This is a genomic window from Mesorhizobium sp. DCY119 (assembly GCF_003590645.1).
GTDB lineage: Bacteria > Pseudomonadota > Alphaproteobacteria > Rhizobiales > Rhizobiaceae > Mesorhizobium_M.
In genome coordinates, this window is record NZ_CP031834.1 from 1,611,283 (window position 1) to 1,629,227 (window position 17,945).

At 63.3% G+C, this 17,945-nt stretch carries 14 protein-coding genes; 4 read left to right on the forward strand and 10 right to left on the reverse strand.

What is annotated here, in order from left to right; genetic code table 11:
* Window positions 1-64: 64 nt before the first annotated feature.
* From DZG07_RS07790 to DZG07_RS07800, 3 genes are all read right to left on the reverse strand, one after another.
* Window positions 65-2,254, reverse strand: coding sequence for an anthranilate synthase (locus DZG07_RS07790; protein ID WP_119815684.1), 2,190 nt, complete (start codon window positions 2,252-2,254; stop codon window positions 65-67).
* Window positions 2,255-2,476: 222 nt separating this feature from the next.
* Window positions 2,477-3,664, reverse strand: a complete 1,188-nt coding sequence (locus DZG07_RS07795) for an MFS transporter (protein ID WP_091918327.1) — start codon at window positions 3,662-3,664, stop codon at window positions 2,477-2,479.
* Window positions 3,665-3,823: 159 nt separating this feature from the next.
* A complete protein-coding gene (locus DZG07_RS07800; protein WP_119815687.1) occupies window positions 3,824-4,516 on the reverse strand; it encodes a helix-turn-helix domain-containing protein in 693 nt (230 codons plus the stop codon).
* 201 nt (window positions 4,517-4,717) lie between these two features.
* Here DZG07_RS07800 and DZG07_RS07805 point away from each other — a divergent pair, with 201 nt between their 5' ends.
* The gene (locus tag DZG07_RS07805; protein ID WP_119815690.1) at window positions 4,718-5,839 is read left to right on the forward strand and encodes an acyl-CoA dehydrogenase family protein; all 1,122 of its coding nucleotides are present in this window, start codon (window positions 4,718-4,720) and stop codon (window positions 5,837-5,839) included.
* 55 nt (window positions 5,840-5,894) lie between these two features.
* Here DZG07_RS07805 and DZG07_RS07810 read toward each other — a convergent pair whose 3' ends face one another.
* Window positions 5,895-6,890 (reverse strand): SH3 domain-containing protein, encoded by a 996-nt coding sequence (locus DZG07_RS07810; protein ID WP_162931575.1) that lies wholly within the window; start codon window positions 6,888-6,890, stop codon window positions 5,895-5,897.
* 457 nt (window positions 6,891-7,347) lie between these two features.
* On the reverse strand, window positions 7,348-9,759 hold the full coding sequence (locus DZG07_RS07815; RefSeq protein WP_119815696.1) for a membrane-bound PQQ-dependent dehydrogenase, glucose/quinate/shikimate family: 2,412 nt from the start codon (window positions 9,757-9,759) through the stop codon (window positions 7,348-7,350).
* Window positions 9,760-9,975: 216 nt separating this feature from the next.
* On the opposite strand from DZG07_RS07815, the gene DZG07_RS07820 reads away from it, so the two are divergent.
* Both DZG07_RS07820 and DZG07_RS07825 read left to right on the forward strand, forming a co-directional pair.
* Entirely contained in the window at window positions 9,976-10,398 is a 423-nt protein-coding gene (locus DZG07_RS07820) for a MarR family transcriptional regulator (RefSeq protein ID WP_244538085.1), read from the forward strand.
* 34 nt (window positions 10,399-10,432) lie between these two features.
* Window positions 10,433-10,987 (forward strand): sugar O-acetyltransferase, encoded by a 555-nt coding sequence (locus DZG07_RS07825; RefSeq protein ID WP_119815699.1) that lies wholly within the window; start codon window positions 10,433-10,435, stop codon window positions 10,985-10,987.
* 7 nt (window positions 10,988-10,994) lie between these two features.
* Here DZG07_RS07825 and DZG07_RS07830 read toward each other — a convergent pair whose 3' ends face one another.
* On the reverse strand, window positions 10,995-11,978 hold the full coding sequence (locus DZG07_RS07830) for a helix-turn-helix domain-containing protein (protein WP_162931576.1): 984 nt from the start codon (window positions 11,976-11,978) through the stop codon (window positions 10,995-10,997).
* Between the two features lie 124 nt (window positions 11,979-12,102).
* Between DZG07_RS07830 and DZG07_RS07835 the strand changes: the two genes are divergently transcribed.
* A complete protein-coding gene (locus DZG07_RS07835; RefSeq protein WP_119815703.1) occupies window positions 12,103-12,744 on the forward strand; it encodes a cysteine hydrolase family protein in 642 nt (213 codons plus the stop codon).
* A 232-nt stretch (window positions 12,745-12,976) separates the two neighbouring features.
* Here DZG07_RS07835 and DZG07_RS07840 read toward each other — a convergent pair whose 3' ends face one another.
* The 4 genes from DZG07_RS07840 to DZG07_RS07855 form a co-directional block, all read right to left on the reverse strand.
* Complete coding sequence (locus DZG07_RS07840; RefSeq protein ID WP_119815706.1) at window positions 12,977-14,656, reverse strand: formate--tetrahydrofolate ligase; 1,680 nt, start codon at window positions 14,654-14,656, stop codon at window positions 12,977-12,979.
* A gap of 243 nt (window positions 14,657-14,899) precedes the next feature.
* The gene (locus DZG07_RS07845; protein WP_119815709.1) at window positions 14,900-16,090 is read right to left on the reverse strand and encodes a DUF2333 family protein; all 1,191 of its coding nucleotides are present in this window, start codon (window positions 16,088-16,090) and stop codon (window positions 14,900-14,902) included.
* Window positions 16,091-16,138: 48 nt separating this feature from the next.
* Window positions 16,139-17,431, reverse strand: a complete 1,293-nt coding sequence (locus tag DZG07_RS07850) for a DUF6638 family protein (protein WP_119815712.1) — start codon at window positions 17,429-17,431, stop codon at window positions 16,139-16,141.
* A 70-nt stretch (window positions 17,432-17,501) separates the two neighbouring features.
* Window positions 17,502-17,918, reverse strand: a complete 417-nt coding sequence (locus DZG07_RS07855) for a DUF559 domain-containing protein (RefSeq protein ID WP_119821510.1) — start codon at window positions 17,916-17,918, stop codon at window positions 17,502-17,504.
* Between the last annotated feature and the right edge of the window lie 27 nt (window positions 17,919-17,945).

Here is a 17,945-nt window from a genome sequence, read left to right on the forward strand (position 1 = left end):
CGACCCCACCCGGCCCTGCGGGCCACCCTCCCCTCAAGGGGGAGGGGAGCGCCGAGCCTCAATCTCACGCTGCCTTTTCCTTCGCCTTGCGCGGCAGATGGGCAACCACGTTCTCGATCATGCGCATGCCGGCGTTCTGGCCGAGCGTCATGATCGACTCGGGATGGAACTGCACGGCAGCGACCGGCTCGCGCTTGTGCTCGAAGGCCATGATGACGCCATCCTCGGTCTCGGCGGTGACGATGAAATCGTCCGGCAGGCGCACCGGATCGGCAAAGATCGAGTGGTAGCGGCCGACGGTGACTTCCTTGGGCAGGCCGGAGAAGATGACGCCGGGCTTCGACACGCGGATGCGCGACGGCTTGCCGTGCATCGGGATATGAAGCTGGCGAAGCTCGCCGCCATAGGCCTCGGCCAGCGCCTGCAAGCCCAGACACACGCCGAAGATCGGCAGGTCGCGGGCACGCGCCTTCTTGATGGTCGCGGCGCAGTCGAAATCCTTCGGCGTGCCGGGGCCGGGCGAAAGCACGACGAGATCGGGCTTCAGCTCGTCGAACAGCTCTTCCGGCACCGGCGAGCGCACGGTGGAGACATCGGCGCCGGTCTGGCGGAAATAGTTGGCCAGCGTGTGGACGAAGGAGTCTTCATGATCGACGAGCAGGATCTTCACGCCGTCGCCGACGCGGGCGGACTGGTGTTCGGTGGCGGCTGCATTGCCGGCCTTGGCGTCGCGAATGGCGGATAGCATGGCGGATGCTTTCAGTTCGGTTTCGGCTTCTTCATCTTCCGGAACGGAATCGAACAGCAGTGTAGCACCGGCGCGAACCTCCGCGATCCCGTCCTTTATGCGAATGGTGCGCAAGGTCAGGCCGGTGTTGAGATCGCCATTGAAGTGGACCATGCCGATCGCCCCGCCATACCAGGCGCGCGGGCTCTTTTCGTGCTTCTCGATGAAGCGCATCGCCCACAGCTTCGGCGCGCCGGTGACGGTGACGGCCCACGCGTGGGACAGAAAGGCGTCGAAGGCGTCCATGCCTTCGCGCAGGCGGCCCTCGATGTGGTCGACGGTGTGGATCAGGCGCGAATACATCTCGATCTGGCGACGGCCGATGACGCGCACCGAGCCGGGCTCGCAGACGCGGCTCTTGTCGTTGCGGTCGACATCCGAGCACATGGTGAGCTCGGATTCGTCCTTCTTGGAATTGAGCAGCTTCAGGATCTGCTCAGAGTCGGAAATGGCGTCGTCGCCGCGCTTGATGGTGCCGGAAATCGGGCAGGTCTCGACGCGGCGGCCGTTCACCCGCACGAACATCTCGGGCGAAGCGCCGATGAGATATTCGCCTTCGCCCAGATTGATGAAGAAGGAATAGGGCGACGGGTTGATCTTCTTCAGCCGACGCGAAATCTCCGAAGGCGCGGTTTCGCAGCGCTCGTAGAACATCTGGCCGGGCACGACCTCGAACAGGTCGCCGCGCTGGAAGCTTTCCTTGGCCTTGTCGACGATTTTTGCATATTCGCCCGGCTCGTGATCGCCCCGCGGCGGTATGCGGTCGGACGGTTTGAAGGCCAGCGCCTCGTTATCGCGGGGCAGGCCTTCAGTGGAAAAACCGTCGCCGGAATAGTCGTAGCGGTCGTGCCAGGCCAATGCCTGATGATGGTCGACGACGAGGATTTCGTCCGGCAGGTACAGCACCAGGTCGCGCTGGCTTTCGGCGCGCTGCAGCGTGTGCTCGACCGGATCGAACTGGAAGGCGAGATCGTAGCCGAAGGCGCCGTAGAGGCCGAGATTGGAATCCTGGTCGGTCTTGAAAAGGGCGGTGATGGCGCGCAGCACGGTGAAGACGGATGGCACGCGGCTGCGCTCTTCCTCGGTGAAGACACGGCCGGGTTCGGCAATGGTCAGGGCCAGCCGCTGCTTGGTGGTCTGGGTGAGGCTGACGTCCTTTTCGGCCAGCAAAGCGTGCGCGATGATGGGAAGCAGGACCTCGCCGCGCGCATTCAGCGCTTCGATGCGCATGGCGCGGTTGCGGGCGCTGATCACCACGGGCGGGTCGATGATGGCGGTGTCCCAGCGGGTGTAGCGGCCGGGATATTCGTAGTTGGACGAAAAGACCGCGCCGCGCCGCGAATTCAGCCCGTCGATATAGGTCTCGATGGCGCCGGCATAGGCCGTGTCGTGGCGGCTTCGCGTGATGGTTACGCCGCCGCCGGTCACAAAGCGCTCGGCACCGTCCTCAAGAGTTTCGATCGTCATTTCCCGTCTCCATTTTCGCCGCCAGGCAGACCCGGAAAAACCCTTGAAAAAACAAATGGCCGCCCGGACTTCCCGTTGCGGCCACCAGATTTCACGCGCACGCGCTTACGAGGCCGCTGTCAGCAGGCCCACCACCAAGACGTCGTGTTCGAAAACGTGTTCATGATTTTTCCTTAGCGGCGAATGAGAAATCGCGCAACTGGATTCGCGGGGATGTTTCGATCAGCTCGTGCTGCCGACCGGCTCGACGTAGTCGAGTTCGGCCGGACGGCGGTCGATCCAGAAGGAGAAGAGCGCAACCGCGAGCGCAAGCAATGTCGTTGCCGCTCCGACGAAGGGCAGGTGCTGATAGGCGATGCCCAGCGAGATCGCCACGCCGCCGATCCAGGCGCCGGCGGCATTGCCGATGTTAAAGGCGCCCTGGTTGAGGGTAGCGGCGAGGTTCGGCGCTTCGGATGCTTTTTCCACGACGCGCATCTGCATCGGCGGCACGATGACGAAGGTGAGCACGCCCCAGATGAAGACGGTGGCGATGGTGAGCATGGGCAGGCTGCTGATTTCGGCCAGGAAGAGGAAGAGTGCGACAAGCAGCACCAGCGTGCCAAGCACGGTCGGCATCAGCTTCCAGTCGGCAAGCTTGCCGCCGATGATGTTGCCGACAGTCATGCCCGCGCCGAACAGCAGCAGCACCCAGGTGACGGCGCCGACGGAAATGCCGGAGACGTCGGTGAGGATCGGCTTGATGTAGGTGAACACGGAAAACAGGCTGGCCGAGGCGAGCGCGGAGATGATCATGGCCAGCCACACCTGCAGCTTGCCGAGAACCTTGACCTCGCTGGCAAGCCCACCCGAGCTGGGCGGCGCAACGCCGGCCGGCACCAGCCAGCCGATAGCCGCGACCGAAATGATGCCGATCGCCACCACGGCGTAGAAGGTCGAGCGCCAGCCGAAGGCCTCGCCGAGTGCGGTGCCGGCAGGTACGCCGAGGATGTTGGCGAGCGTCAGGCCGGCGAACATCAGCGCGATGGCGCTGGCGCGTTGCTTTTTCGGCACCAGGCTTGCGGCAACGACCGAGCCGATGCCGAAGAAGGCACCATGGCCGAAGGCGGTGACGACGCGCGCAACCATAAGCGTCCAGTAGTTCGGGGCGAGCGCACAGAACAGATTGCCGACGACGAAGAGCGAGGCAAGCCCGACCAATACGGCCTTGCGCGGCAGGCGCGCCGTGCCGATGGCGATGATCGGCGCGCCGAAGACGACGCCGAGCGCATAGCCGGTGACCAGCAGGCCGGCAGCGGGGATCGACACGCCGAGATCGGCGGCGACTTCCGGCAGCAGGCCCATGATGACGAATTCGGTGGTGCCGATGCAGAAGGATGCAATGGCGAGGGCAAGGATGGGCAATGGCATGGCAAGCTCGGAACATAAAACGATTGAAACGTGATGTTGTCCGATTGGGGCCGGCGAACAAGTGCTTATGCTGCAACGCAGCAATGCATTTTCAGGTAGGGATGAATTCGGTTCTAGCCGATTGTCTCGCAATGGGAGTGGGACAGGTCAGGTGGGGCTCTAAGCCACGGCGCGGGAACCGCTGGCGAAGGGGCTCAGGCCAAGCCATTGCTGCATCGCTTTCGCGACCGCGGGATCCCCGTCGAGGCTCATGCGGCCTTCATCGATTTCCCGGCGCACGCGCGACAGGCCCATCCAGATTGAGGTCATGCTGCGGAGAGAACTCGTCACCAGGAGGTCGATTTCGAAGCCGGGATCGAATCCGCACAGGTCCACGACGTTGCTTTCGACGACCAGCCACCAGTTCTGTTTGGTTTGGGTAAGCTCCGGGTACAGAAACTGAATCGTGCAGCGCTTTTTCGGCAAGGGCTCGGGGTTGAGGTGGCGCCGCATGTCCCACATCAGCAGCGACGGATCGAGATTTCTCAGCGACAGCTGCGATTCCACCCAGCGCTGGCCCCAGAAGCCGATGCCGAAGACGATCGGCTCGAGATCGCGGCCGGCCTGCGAAAGATGATATTCGACCGCGCCGCCTGCGCCGCGAACCGTCTCGATGATATGGGCGCGCTCCAGTTCCTTGAGGCGCTTGGACAAAAGTGCGGGCGACATGCGCGGCACGCCGCGGCGAAGGTCGTTGAAACGGGTGGTGCCGGCCAGAAGCTCGCGGATCACCAGCACGGTCCAGCGCGAGCACAAAATTTCCGCCGCCATCGATACCGGGCAGAACTGGCCGTATCCTCCGTGAGGGTCCATGTGAAAACCGGTGTTTGAGATTATTCTTATATAATAGCGCAGAAATACCGCTGAAAACAGATAACAGAAATGGGTAGTACAGTTCGTGAACTGGATCACAGAGCCAAACGGAGCGATCCTCCATGCGTGTTGAAGTTGGAGGATGTAAACGTGAGTACTTATTCTAATCTTGCACTGGCAGAAAACGACAAGAAACCCGCTATGGTTGAGGACATTGTCGATATCGTGCGGCGCCTGTCTCCCAAATTTGCTGCAAGCGCGGCCGGTGCTGACGAGCAGGACCGTTTCGTCGCCGAAAACTACCGCCTGCTGAAGGAAGCCGGGCTCGTCGAAGCAGCCGTCCCGGCCGAGCTTGGCGGGCGCGGCGCTGAAATCGCAGCACTTTGCGACATGATCCGCGAGATCGCGCATTCCTGCGGCTCGACGGCACTGGCCTTTTCGATGCACACGCATCAGGTGGCAATCCCGGCATGGCGCTGGCGGCACCAGAAGGTGGCGGTGGTCGAAGGCCTGCTCAAGCGCGTTGCGACCGAGCGGCTGATCCTGCTTTCGAGCGGCGGGTCGGACTGGCTCGCCGGCTCCGGCAAGGCGGTCAAGGTCGACGGCGGCTACAGGATATCGGCGCGCAAGGTGTTCACCTCGGGTGCAGCGGCCGGCGATATCCTGATGACCGGTGCGATCCTGGAGGGCGAAGACGGCTCGAAGTCGGTGCTTCATTTTGGCGTGCCGATGAAGGCGCCGGAGGTGAAGGTGGTGGAGACCTGGCGGGCGATGGGCATGCGCGGAACCGGCTCGAACGATGTCGTGATAGACGATTTGTTCGTTGCCGATGCAGGCGTTTCCTTCTCGCGCAAGGCGGCGGAATGGCACCCGGTGTTCCAGATCATCGCCACGATCGCGATGCCGCTGATCTACTCGGCCTATCTGGGCGTGGCGGAGAGTGCGCGCGAGATCGCGATCAATCTGGCCAAGAAAAAGGAACCAAACGCCTATGCGACGGACCTTGCCGGCAAGATGGACACGGCCTTGCGTTCAGCGCAGCTTGCCCATCGCTGGATGGTGAACATCGTGGAACGCAACGCTCCGTCGGCTGAAAGCGTCAACGAGGTGATGATCGGGCGTTCGCTGGTCGCCGAGAATGCGATCAAGACCGTCGAACTGGCGCTCGAACTGGCTGGCGGTGCCGGCTTCTATCGGGTGAACGGGCTGGAGCAGCGGTTCCGCGATATCCAGGGCGCGCGCTTCCATCCGCTTCAGCGCGGGCCGCAGGCGCAGTATGCCGGAGCCATGGCGCTGGGACTGCCGGTCGCGACCGTGTTCTGATCGTTTGTGAAGAAGGCGCCGGAATCCGGCGCCTTCAATTCATCTCATCGCAAGATTAGCTGCGGTTGAGAAACTTCTTGTAGATCCAGCCTTGCTGGCCTTCGTAGGCGATCTTGCACCAGCCCTTGCAGGTGATGATGTCGACGGTGGCCATGGCCGGTATCGTCCGCAGGACCTTGGATTCGTCGGCGGGACCAGCGCGCAGATTGACGGCGGTGGTGATGCGGCCCTTGCCGATCGAGGCGGCCGGTTGAGGCTTGGCAGTGGCGGCAGGCGGGGTCTCGGTGGCGGCTGCGGCTTGCACGGCCGCAGGCTTGTCCGCCGGGATTGCCGCGGTCTTTTCCTCGTCGGCGAAGGCGGTGGCCTCGGGTTGCGAGGGCCCGGCATCCTTAGCCGCAGTCGCCGGCTGGTTCTGGTCCGCTGAAGGGCTTGCCTGTTCGGCGTCCGTGCGCGCCCAACGCTCGCTGTCGGTCTCCAGCGCGTTTACCGTGGCCTGCGGCTGCGGCACGGCTGCTGCCGGCGCCGGAGGTGTTGCCATGGCGGCCTGCTGCGCGGTTCCATTTTGCGGCACGACTGCCGGGGGAGCGGGCTGGGCTGGAGCTTCGGCGGCGACGGTGGTCTCTGCCGCTGCCGGCTCTGCGGTAGGATGCGAAAGCGGGTCGTAAAGCAAGGTCATGCCGGCGATCAGGCCGCCGACCACAACCACGCCGGCTGCGGGTAGCGCCAATGCGCGCGGCGAGACGCTGCCTAGCCAGCCAAGGCGGGCCGCCAGAGCCTGATAGACGCGGTCCAGCTTCTCAAATCTGCTCGGTGTGTCGTCGACGGGATCGTCCGCGATCTTGCAATCCCAGTCGTAGTGCCGGTGCGACGCATCCTCGACGGGATCATATGCCGGCATCTCTGCCGCAGGCTCGGTCGAGGTGTAGTGGGAAGTGCTGCGGGCAGCGCTGTCCTGATTGGCCGGTTCCGGTTGGGCAGGTGGATTGCGCTGCGCTTCGGGGGAGGGCCGTGTGCGATCATTGGCGGGGGCCGGGAACGGGCGCTGCCACAAGGGCGATGACGATCCGGTCTCCTGTCTGCCAGCGGGGGCAGGGGATGAAGCCGGCAGGCTCCGCCAAAGTTCGTCTTCAAGGGTGCCCGCATCCTGCGGGCCATGGATCTCTGCGAGTCGAGAGGCTTTCAAGGGGCTACTCCACGCATTACAAACGCGAAAAACCGGACGGCCAAACGCTTCGCTTGCTCGTCATGCGATATGATTTCTGCCTGGCGAGCCAAATCGCGCATCGGATAGTCCGGTAAGCCCCCGCGGCCACGCGGTCAGCACAATCACCTCTGATTGTGGCGCTGCTGTGCCTAGATTAGGATTTTTGAGCGAAAAATCTACAGCCGGCGCATCTTTTTTGCCGGAAAATAGCTCGTTTGGGCGAGTTGCAGGCCGCTCAAACGCAAAACACCGCACGGTTGCCCGTGCGGTGTTTTCATTTTCAACCGGGTTTTGACCCGTCGTCTCAGTTCTTTTTCGGCAGGGCGTAGGCGACGATGTAGTCGCCATGATCCGGCGACTGGCGTGCGCCGCCGGCCGAGATGATGACGAACTGACGCCCGGTCTCGGGCGAGGTGTAGGTCATCGGCGTGGCCTGCGCACCGACCGGCAGGCGGCCTTTCCACAGTTCCTCGCCGGTCGTCACGTCGATGGCGCGCAGATAATAATCCTGCGTGCCGGCGTAGAAGACGAGGCCGCCTGAAGTCGTCATCGGGCCACCCAGCGAAGGCATGCCGATGGGGATCTGCAGGCCGGTCTTCATGCCGAGCGGGCCGGTGTCCTGCAGCGTGCCGGCCGGAACCTGCCAGACGAGCTGGCGCGACTTCAGGTCGATGGCGCTGATGGTGCCGTAGGGCGGCTGGTGGCAAGGCACACCGAGCGGCGACATGAAGCCGTTCTTCAATGCGCCGTAGGGCGTTCCGAGCTGCGTCCCGAGGCCGTCATGGGCTGCCGACGGGCCGTAATTATCGGCCTGTTCGCGCGGCAGAAGCGTGATGAACTGCGGCATGCGGATGTCGTTGACGATCAGCAGGCCGTTGGCTTCGTCGACCGAGGCGCTGCCCCAGTTCATGCCGCCGTAATAGCCCGGATAGATCAGGCTGTAGTCGGTCCTCGGCGGCGTAAACTCGCCGTCGTAGCGCATCTTCTTGAAGGCGATGCGGCAGTAGAGCTGGTCGAAGGGCGTGGCGCCCCACATGCGTGCTTCCGTGAACGGCTCGGTGCCGATCGAAGGCATGCCGGTGGAATAAGGCTGGGTGGCCGACGTCCAGTCGCCTTCAGCAGCACCCTGCGGGACGGGCTTTTCCTCGACCTCGGCGATCGGCTTGCCGTCGCGGCGGTCGAGCATGAAAATCTGCCCGCGCTTGGTGACCTGGATCAGCGCAGGCGCGGTGCCGCCCTTGCCGTCCGGCACGTCGTAGAGGGCGGGCTGCGAAGGCACGTCATAGTCCCAGATGTCGTGATGGACGGTCTGGAATTTCCAGCGTTCGCGGCCGGTGGCGATGTCGAGGGCAACGACGGAGGAGGAATATTCCTCCGCTTCCTTCGAACGGTGGCCGCCCCAGAAGTCGGGCGTGGCGTTGCCGGTCGGCAGGTAGACGAGGCCAAGAGCGTCGTCATAGGCCGGCGTCGACCAGACGTTGGGCGTGCCGCGGGTGTAGCTCTCGCCTTCCGGCGGCAGCTTGGTGATGGCGGGGTTGCCGAGATCCCAGGCCCAGACCAGTTCGCCGGTCTTGGCGCTGAAGGCGCGGACGGCGCCGGAAGGCTCGCCGGTTTCGACATTGTCCCATACCCACCCGCCGATGAGGATCAGGTCGCGCATGACGGTGGGGGCAGAGGTCTGGAAGTAGAAGCCAGGCTTGATCTCGCCCATGCCCTGCTTGAGGTCGACCGTGCCGCCGGTGCCGAAATCGGCGCAAGGCTCGCCGGTCTTGGCGTCGAGCTCGATCAGGCGCGCATCGATGGTGGTCATGACGATGCGGGCGGTGCATGCAGCCGTTGCGGGAGCCGCCGGAGCCGTGGGCTGTGCAGCAGCGCCATCCGCCGGGGCGGGTGCGGCCTCTGCCGGGGTAGCAACCGGCTCGTAGTAGCTGACGCCACGGCAGCGCTGCCACAGCGGAGCCTTGGCCTGCGGGTCGAACTTCCACTTCACTTCGCCCGTATCAGGGTTCAGCGCGTTGACGATGTTGTTGGGCGAGCAGGTGTAGAGCGTGTCGCCGACGAAGAGCGGCGTGTTCTGGTCCTGTGCCGAGCCCGCCGGCGTGTCGCCGGAACGGAACGTCCAGGCGACTTCGAGGCCGCTGACATTGTCCGTGTTGATCTGGTCGAGGGGCGCGTAGCGCGTGCCGGCCGGGGTGCGGCCGTAATAGCGCCAGTCGCCGGCGCTCGCTGCGGCTGCGGGAACCAGAGGCTTCTCAACCTTGGCGAAGGCGTTGCGCGTCACTTCATGCGGCTGGAAGGCGTAGATGCCGGTGGCGATCAGCGCCAGAACGAGCAGGCCGGCGACCGCGAAGGGACCGCGCTTTCCGGTCGAGTAGGGAAACACCGGCAGAAGCAGCAGCGCCAGGATCGCCAGCACGGTCGGTGCGACGAGGCGCGGGACGAGCGGCCAGAAGGCAAGGCCCGTCTCCCAAAGCGCCCAGACGATGGTGGCGAGGAAGATCAAGGCATAGAGCCAGAAGCCGGTCTTGTGGCGCAGCGCATAGAGAACGCCGGAAAGGATGATGCCGAGGCCGGCAAGCGCGTAATACCACGAGCCGCCAAGGAAGATGAGCTGTGCGCCGCCATAAACCAGCGGCAGGCCTATGATCACCAGGATCACGCCGAATAGCACCAGCAGCCAGGAGCCGCCGGGTCTGGATGAAGTTTGTTCTGCCATGTTGCCTTACTCGCAAAGTTGAACCGGATGCGGGACCGTGCGGTTGATTTGGGATCGGCCCGGACCATCGTATCGACGGTTCGAAACCGGCCTCGCCAACCTTCCGGGTAGGCAACGGAGCGTCGCCTGCGAGGGAGAATCTGATCGCATCCTAATAGATAGTATGTTATCTTTTACGGGATGTCCAAGCAAGGTTCGAACCGAGCCAAATTCGGAATGCATATACTGGCCGTGGCCAGGCTGTGGCGGCGCGCGGCCGATCAGGCGCTGGACGATTGCGGACTTTCTCACGCTACCGCCATGCCTTTGCTGACGCTGTCGCGGCTCGGCGATAATCTCCGCCAGGGGGTCATTGCCGACCAGCTCGGGCTGGAGGGACCGTCGCTGGTGCGCGTGGTCGACCTGCTGTTGGCCGAGGGGCTGGTGACGCGGGCCGAAGACCGCGCCGACCGCCGCGCGAAGATACTGACGCTGACGGAGACGGGCAGGGCGCGCGTAGACAGGATCGAGAAAATCCTTGCGCGGCTGCGTGCCGAGCTTCTGGCCGATGTCGGCGATGACGAGCTCGACGCGGTGGTCGGCGTTCTCACGCGTCTGGAAGAAAAACTGCTCGCACGCGAAGCCGAATCCGACGCATGATCCCCGGCCGGAAACGGTCTTGATGAGGAATGCGATGGGTGCCAGCGAACGCGAGAAGATGGCGGCGGGCGAGTGGTATGTGTGCATCGATGCCGAACTCGATGCGCTGAGAACTGCAGCGCAGGAGGCGGTGTTCGAGCACAATTCGCTGCCGCCGAGGCAGCGCGGCAATATCGGCCCCGCGCTGCGGCAGCTGTTTGCGGCGGTGGGCGAAAACGCCCGCGTCGAAGCGCCGTTCTATTGCCCTTATGGCTTCAACATCTCGCTCGGCGATGGCGCGTTCATCAATGCCGGCTCGGTCATTCTCGATACCGCGCCGGTGCGCATCGGCGCCGGCACGCTGCTAGGCCCGGCGGTGCAGATCTATTGCCCGGAACATCACAAGGATGCCGGGAAACGGCGGGCCGGGCTTGAGATCGCTCGGCCGGTGACGATCGGCGAGGGCGTGTGGATCGGCGGCGGGGCGATCATCCTTGGCGGCGTGACGATCGGCGATGAAGCCATTGTCGGCGCAGGCGCGGTGGTGACGAAGGATGTGCCGGCGGGTGTTACGGTGGTGGGTAATCCGGCACGGGTGGTGCGCGGCTGAGGCCGCGTCATGCCACTGCTTCGAAGCGCTTCGAGAATTCCCGGCGATATTGGGCCGGCGAGGTTTTCAGCCTTGCGGCGAAATGCTGGCGCAGGGATGTGGCGCTGCCGAAACCCGCCTCAAAAGCGATTGCGTCGATGGATTTCTCCGTCGATTCCAGAAGACGCTGCGCCAGCGTCACGCGCTGGTCGGTCAGCCAGTCGCCGAAGCTCGTGCCGACCGTTTTCTGGAACCTGCGGGTGAAAGTCCGGCGGGTGAGGCCGGCGTCGTCGGCAACGCGGTCCAGGCTGTGGGCTCGGTCGAGGCTCGCGCGAACGTCGTCCAGTGCCTGCATGAAGCGATCGGTGGCCGGTGCCTTGGCCACGGGCTTTTCGATGAATTGCGCCTGGCCGCCCTGGCGGTGCGGCGAAAGCACGATGCGCCGGGCGAGCCGCAGGGTCGCTTCAGCGCCGTAGCGGGCGCGCATGATGTGCAGGCAGCAATCCAGTCCGGCAGCCACGCCTGCCGAGGTGACGACATCGCCATTGTCGACATAGAGCACTTCCGGATCGACAACGACATCCGGGTAGAGCGCGGCAAGCTGTTCGGCATAGGCCCAATGCGTCGTTGCGCGCTTGCCCGACAAAAGCCCTGCCGCCGCCACCGCGAAAGTGCCGAGGCAGAGCCCGACGATGAGCGCGCCGCGCGCATGGGCAGCGCGCAGGGCGTCGATGAACGGCTGGGGCACCGGGGCGTTCAGATCCTTCCAGCTCGGCACGATGACGATATCGGCTCTGTCGAGCCCTTCCAGCCCATGCGGGGTGACAAGCGTCATGCCTGCGCCGGTGTGTAGTGGACCGGGCTCGATGGCGCAGACGCGGAAATCGAAGCGGGGCAGGCCGAGAGCGGTCTGGTCCTCGCCGAAGACCAGACAGGGCACCGAGAGATGGAACGGGCTGATGTCGTGAAAGGCGATAGCGGCGACGACGGGCGGTTTGATGGAGGCTGTCATGCTTGTCTGACCGTGAAAGCATGGATTGTCCCAATTCTTTCGAATATTGTCAATCGGGCCAATTTTGGCCTGCGGCATCCGTGGTAATGTCGATCATCCCTTACGCAACCGAAAGGAAGAGGCCATGTCCACAACCACCGCACCGCGCCGCGCACTGATCGTCGTCGACGTGCAGAACGAGTATGACCGCGGCGGCAATCTCGCCATCCAGTATCCGCCGTTCCAGGAAACGGTGCTCAATGTTGCGAAAGCCATCGACGCGGCCACTGAGGCCGGCGTCAAGATCGTTGTCGTCAAGCAGATGGCGCCGGAAACCTCACCGGTCTTTGCCGCGGGAAGCCATGGCGGCGAACTGCATCCCGAAGTCGCGAAACGGCCGCGCGATCATTATGTGGAGAAGAAGCTGCCCAGCGCCTTCACCGACAGCGACCTCGAGGAATGGCTGCGCGCCAATGCCATCGATACGATCACGGTGATCGGCTACATGACGCATAATTGCGACCTGTCGACCATTATCCATGCCCTGCATATGGGCTTTGCGGTCGAGTTCCTGAGCGATGCAAGCGGGTCGCTGGCGTATGCCAACAGCGCCGGCTATGCCTCGGCGGAGGAAATCCACCGCGTCATGACGGTCGTCCTGCAGTCGCGTTTCGCCGCCGTGCTGAAAACCGACGAATGGGTAGGTCATCTCAAGGCTGGCACATTGCCGGAGCGGGATAATATTCCGGCGTCGTATCAGCGGGCGCTGTCGAAGCAGGCGGCGTAGGGGTTCTTTGCCTTGATGTGAACGGCAAGGCGTGTGCGTCTGAAGCACCCCCACCCCTAACCCCTCCCCACAAGGGGGAGGGGGATCGGATGCGTCTTTGCAAGGCGTTGTCGATTAACGATTTTGCGCGGCATAGCGGCCGCGAAATTCCCCTCCCCCTTGTGGGGAGGGGTTAGGGGTGGGGGTTGCTCCAATCCGCTTTGCGGATTGGAGGAGAGTGCCGGCGTCTAGTCTAGAACAACCCCTCGATCTGTCCCTTGTCGTTGAGGAAGATCCTCTCCGACGACGGGGTCTTGGGCAGGCCGGGCATGGTCATCACCTCGCCGCAGATGGCGACGACGAAGCCGGCGCCGGCTGACAGGCGCACCTCGCGCACCGGTACGGTGTGGCCGGTCGGCGCGCCGCGCAGGTTCGGGTCGGTCGAGAAGGAATATTGCGTCTTGGCCATGCATACCGGCAGCTTGCCGTAGCCGGCCTGCTCCCAGGCATGAAGCTGGTCGCGCACGGACTTGTCGGCGATCGCTTCCGAGCCGCGATAGATGCGCTGGACGATGGTGTTGATCTTGTCGAACAGGCCCATCTCTTCCGGGTAAAGCGGGGCGAACTGCGAGACACCGCTTTCGGCAAGCTGAACCACCTTGTTGGCAAGCTCTTCGATGCCGGCCGAGCCATGCGCCCAGTGCTTGCACAGGATCGCCTCCTCGCCCATGCCAGCGACATAGTCCTTCAGTGCCTGGATCTCGGCGTCGGTGTCGGAATAGAAGTGGTTGATGGCAACAACCGCCGGCACGCCGAACTGCTTGACGTTCTCGATGTGGCGGCCAAGGTTGGCGCAGCCCTTCTTCACCGCCTCGATGTTTTCGGTGCCGAGGTCTTCCTTCTTGACCCCGCCATTCATCTTCATGGCGCGCACCGTGGCGACGATGACGGCGGCTGCCGGCTTCAAGCCCGCCTTACGGCACTTGATGTCGAAGAACTTTTCCGCACCGAGATCAGCACCGAAGCCTGCTTCCGTCACGACATAGTCGGCAAGTTTCAGCGCCGTCGTTGTGGCGACGACCGAGTTGCAGCCATGGGCGATGTTGGCAAAGGGGCCGCCATGGACGAAGGCCGGGTTGTTCTCCAGCGTCTGCACCAGATTGGGCTGCATGGCGTCCTTGAGCAGAACCGTCATGGCGCCGTCGGCCTTGATGTCGCGGGCATAGACCGGGGTCTTGTCACGGCGATAGGCGATGATGATGTCGCCGAGGCGTTTTTCCAGATCCTTCAGGTCCTTCGCCAGGCACAGGATCGCCATGACTTCTGAAGCCACCGTGATGTCGAAGCCGGCCTCGCGCGGATAGCCGTTGGCGACGCCGCCGAGCGAGCAGATGATTTCGCGCAAGGCGCGGTCGTTCATGTCCATGACCCGGCGCCAGGCGACGCGGCGGGTGTCGATGGCCTGCTCGTTGCCCCAGTAGATGTGGTTGTCGATGAGCGCCGAGAGCAGGTTATGCGCGGTGGTGATGGCGTGAAAGTCGCCGGTGAAGTGGAGGTTCATATCCTCCATCGGCACGACCTGGGCATAGCCGCCGCCGGCAGCACCGCCCTTGACGCCGAAGTTGGGCCCGAGCGAGGCCTCGCGAATGCAGATGATCGCCTTCTTGCCAATCCTGTTCAAGCCATCGCCAAGGCCGACCGTCGTCGTCGTCTTGCCTTCGCCGGCCGGCGTCGGGTTGATGGCGGTGACCAGGATGAGCTTGCCATCCTTGTTGCCCTGCACCGACTGAATGAACTCGGCCGAGACCTTGGCCTTGTCATGGCCGTAAGGCAGAAGATGCTCCGTCGGGATCCCGATCTTGCCGCCGATCTCCTGGATAACCTTCTTCTTCGCACCGCGCGCTATCTCGATGTCGCTCTTTACGTCGGCCATGGACTGTTCCCTCGGGTTCGATCTGATTTGCCGGAGCTTGGTCGCCCGGCGCTTTGTCGCGTGCATAGAAGCCCGAGAGGGAAGGGGTGCGCCGTCTCAAAACAGCCGCGCAATACACGGATTGCGACAGGGCGGAGCGGTCATCGGCGAATGGTGAAATCGCGACGGTTTCAGGCCGTCGCGATGCTCATTCCAACTGTGTCTCGGGCTATCAGCCGCTGATGTTTCACCGCTCGACCGCTATTACCGGTCGAGCACCTGGCGAATCTCGACGATCTGGGAGCGGGCGCGCAGCAGATTGAAGCCCATCGTCGCCAGATGCGACGGGAAGATGAAGCTGGACTCGTTGCCGTTGGAGATTATCCAGGGCTGCATGTTGAGCGCGTCGCGCATCTGGGTCTGCATCGTATCCCACAGCGTGGTGATGTTGCGCTCGCGGATGACCGCCGAAAAGTCCGTGCGGGTGGCGTGCAGCATCCCGTAATAGGCGTAGAGCTGGCCGTAGGCGAACCAGAAGCGGTCATCGGCGCGCGGATCGAACCAGCCGGCGTCGGAGGCCTCGAGCTGGCCGCGCAGAATGTCGGAGGTGGAGCCGATGTCGCCGGAAATGCGGTCGAGGAACTGGAGCAGGTTGTCGGCGCGCGCGTCGAAGGTCGCCTCGCATTTCTCCAGGCTGGTATTGAAGGTGCGAAGCTTGGTGATCGCCTCGCGATAGACGCTGGGCGTCGGCCGGGTCGGGCCGCGCAGGCCGACATACCAGGCGTCCTCGTCCCAGGCGAGCGCGGTGCGTGCGTCCTGCAGGTTCTGGTCGATGCGCGAGGTGCCGCGTGCACGGCCAAGGGCGTCCACCAGCTCCGTCGTGGTGCGGCGCAGGACCTGATTGATGCCGAGCTGGAAGGCGGCCTTGTTGTCGAAGAAGGGCGTGTTGCGCCACGGCACGCCGAAGAAGCCCAGCTTCGAGGCAAGCATGGAGGAAATCCATGCGTTCCTGTTGACGTTGAAGTCGATGAGATCGGCCGAAACGGCGGCAATCTCGGAACGCTTGCAGGTTTGAGGCTGGGTCTGCGCGGTCGTCGTGCCGCTCGCGCCGCCTGTCGCGGGTTGTCCACTCTGGCCGGTGCCGGAGCTGTCCCCTGAAATCGGATCGCCGGCAACGACGTTCGTCGCCTTCGCGGTGGTGGAGGTGGCGGCTATCCGGGTCGGGTAGTCGGGATCGAAACCGTTCCACACCTGTGTGACGTAGAAGAAATAGCCGTAGAGGAAGACGATGCCGACCAGGATAAGCCCGAGCACGGCCCGCAGGATCAGCCCGCGATTGCCATACCAGCGGCCGGCCCACATGAAGGGCCACAACAGGATGCCGATGAGAAGGCCGATGCCGCGGCCGATCCATTGGAAGACCCAGGTGAAGAAGTTCACGATCGGATCAAGCATCTGGTCCCCCTCGTAGCTGCAAAGCACTGGTGCCGGACGGGCGCCACATCACGCCTTGTCCGACAGGCCGTAAAGTCGCGCGCGAAACGCATCCTTGTCTTTCAGATATGTGGTTTTCAAGAGGTCCACAACATGGGATCGCCATGGCGCGGTGAAGCTCTCGTAATCCTTGTAGAAGCCCTGCTTGTTGAAAACATAGCGCGAGATGAAATCGGCCGGCACGAAATCCGAGATCAGGCGGTTGGTCAGCCAGGCGTCGGGATGGTCCGGCTTGGCGCGCACCACCAGAAAGCGGTGCAGCGGATCGACGTCATCGAGCTTGAGCTGGCCGAACTGCGCGATCTGGCGCTTGGCGGCATTGAGAAACGGGAAAGTGCCGTCGCGGTTGATCAGGTCGGCATGGCCGTGAATCCAGGTCTGGAGCCAGACCTTGTCGGCATTGGCGAGACTGCGCTCGGGCTCTGACTGGCGGATAAGCGCCAGGATCGCCATTTCGGCGCGGTGTTCGAGATAGTTCGACGCCTCGATCCACGAGGCGCGGGGCAGTTCGAGACGGCCCGTTGAGGCAAGGAAACGGAAGACGCGGTCGGCGTCGTTGATCGAGAGATAGCTGACCTGCCATGGCCGCGAGCGGCGGAAGCCGGGGGCTGACGGATCGCTGATAACGGTTGTCATGTCGGGATCGACAAAGACATAGAGACCGCCGAAATGGCTGGTCCAGTAGGCATTGTGGCGGAAAATCACCTGATCCGGCACCAGTGCGTTTTCGCGGATATCGCCGGTGACTTTTGCCAGCTCCACCATGCGCTCCAGCATGGCGGTATCGCGCCAGGCGTCCGGCTCCTGCTTCAGCCGGTCGACCAGCTTGCCGAGTTCGGTCGCCTTGCCGAGCACGTCCTCGGCCGACAGGACGCGGAACTCGACCTGGTTGATGGACAGCAGGTCCTCGATGTCCTCGACCTTGGAGACCGAATCCTCGATCTCGCCGTAGATGACGTCCTTGATAGTCAGCGCGTCGATGGCGCGGGAGTTCTTGGTGAAGAACTCGTAGAGCAGCTGCGAGGTGTTGGAAAAGGCGGTGTGGACGACCGGCAGGTCGGCCTGCGCCGGGGTGAGGATGATGAAGCGGCGGTTGACCTCGTTGGGGTCGAGATAGAGCCGGTCGTCCAGTTCCTCGGCGATCTGCGGGGAAAACCCGGAGCGGTCGATCTCGAAGGATTTCAGCTTCGTCGGCTTCAGCCCGAACGCCTTCAGCGCCTTGTTGTAGCGCTCGATGAGATGCGGCTCCTCAACCGGCAGCAGGCGACCGTAGATGAGATCGTTGTCGCGGAGGAGGTCCATGGCGGTTATTCCTTCTCCCCGTTCACGGGGAGAAGGTGCCCGAAGGGCGGATGAGGGGCGGCACAAGCATTCACGATATTTGCACTCCGGAGACGCTGGCCGGCACAAACCGCAAATCGGTAGCAACCATCTTTCTATTCAACCGGCCATCGAGTGCGGCAACAATCGTTTCAACGACCTGGCCGCGATGTTTCAATACATCGACATGCCAAAACCGCAGAATTGACCACCCATTATTTGACATGGTTTCGTCTCTGATCCGATCTTTTAGTCTGCCCACATGTTGGCTGCCGTCCACTTCGATCACCAGATTTGCCTCTCGGCATGCAAAATCAGCAAAATATGGTCCGATCGGTAGCTGCCTTACGAATTTGTGACCGTTTAAGCGTCTGGCGCGGAGTTCGTGCCATAGTTTTTCTTCTGCTTCGTTTTCGACGCCACGAAGTTCCCTGGCTCTGGCTGTCTTTCCGGCATTACCGCCACGCATCGCGCTGCCCCTCATCCGCCCTTCGGG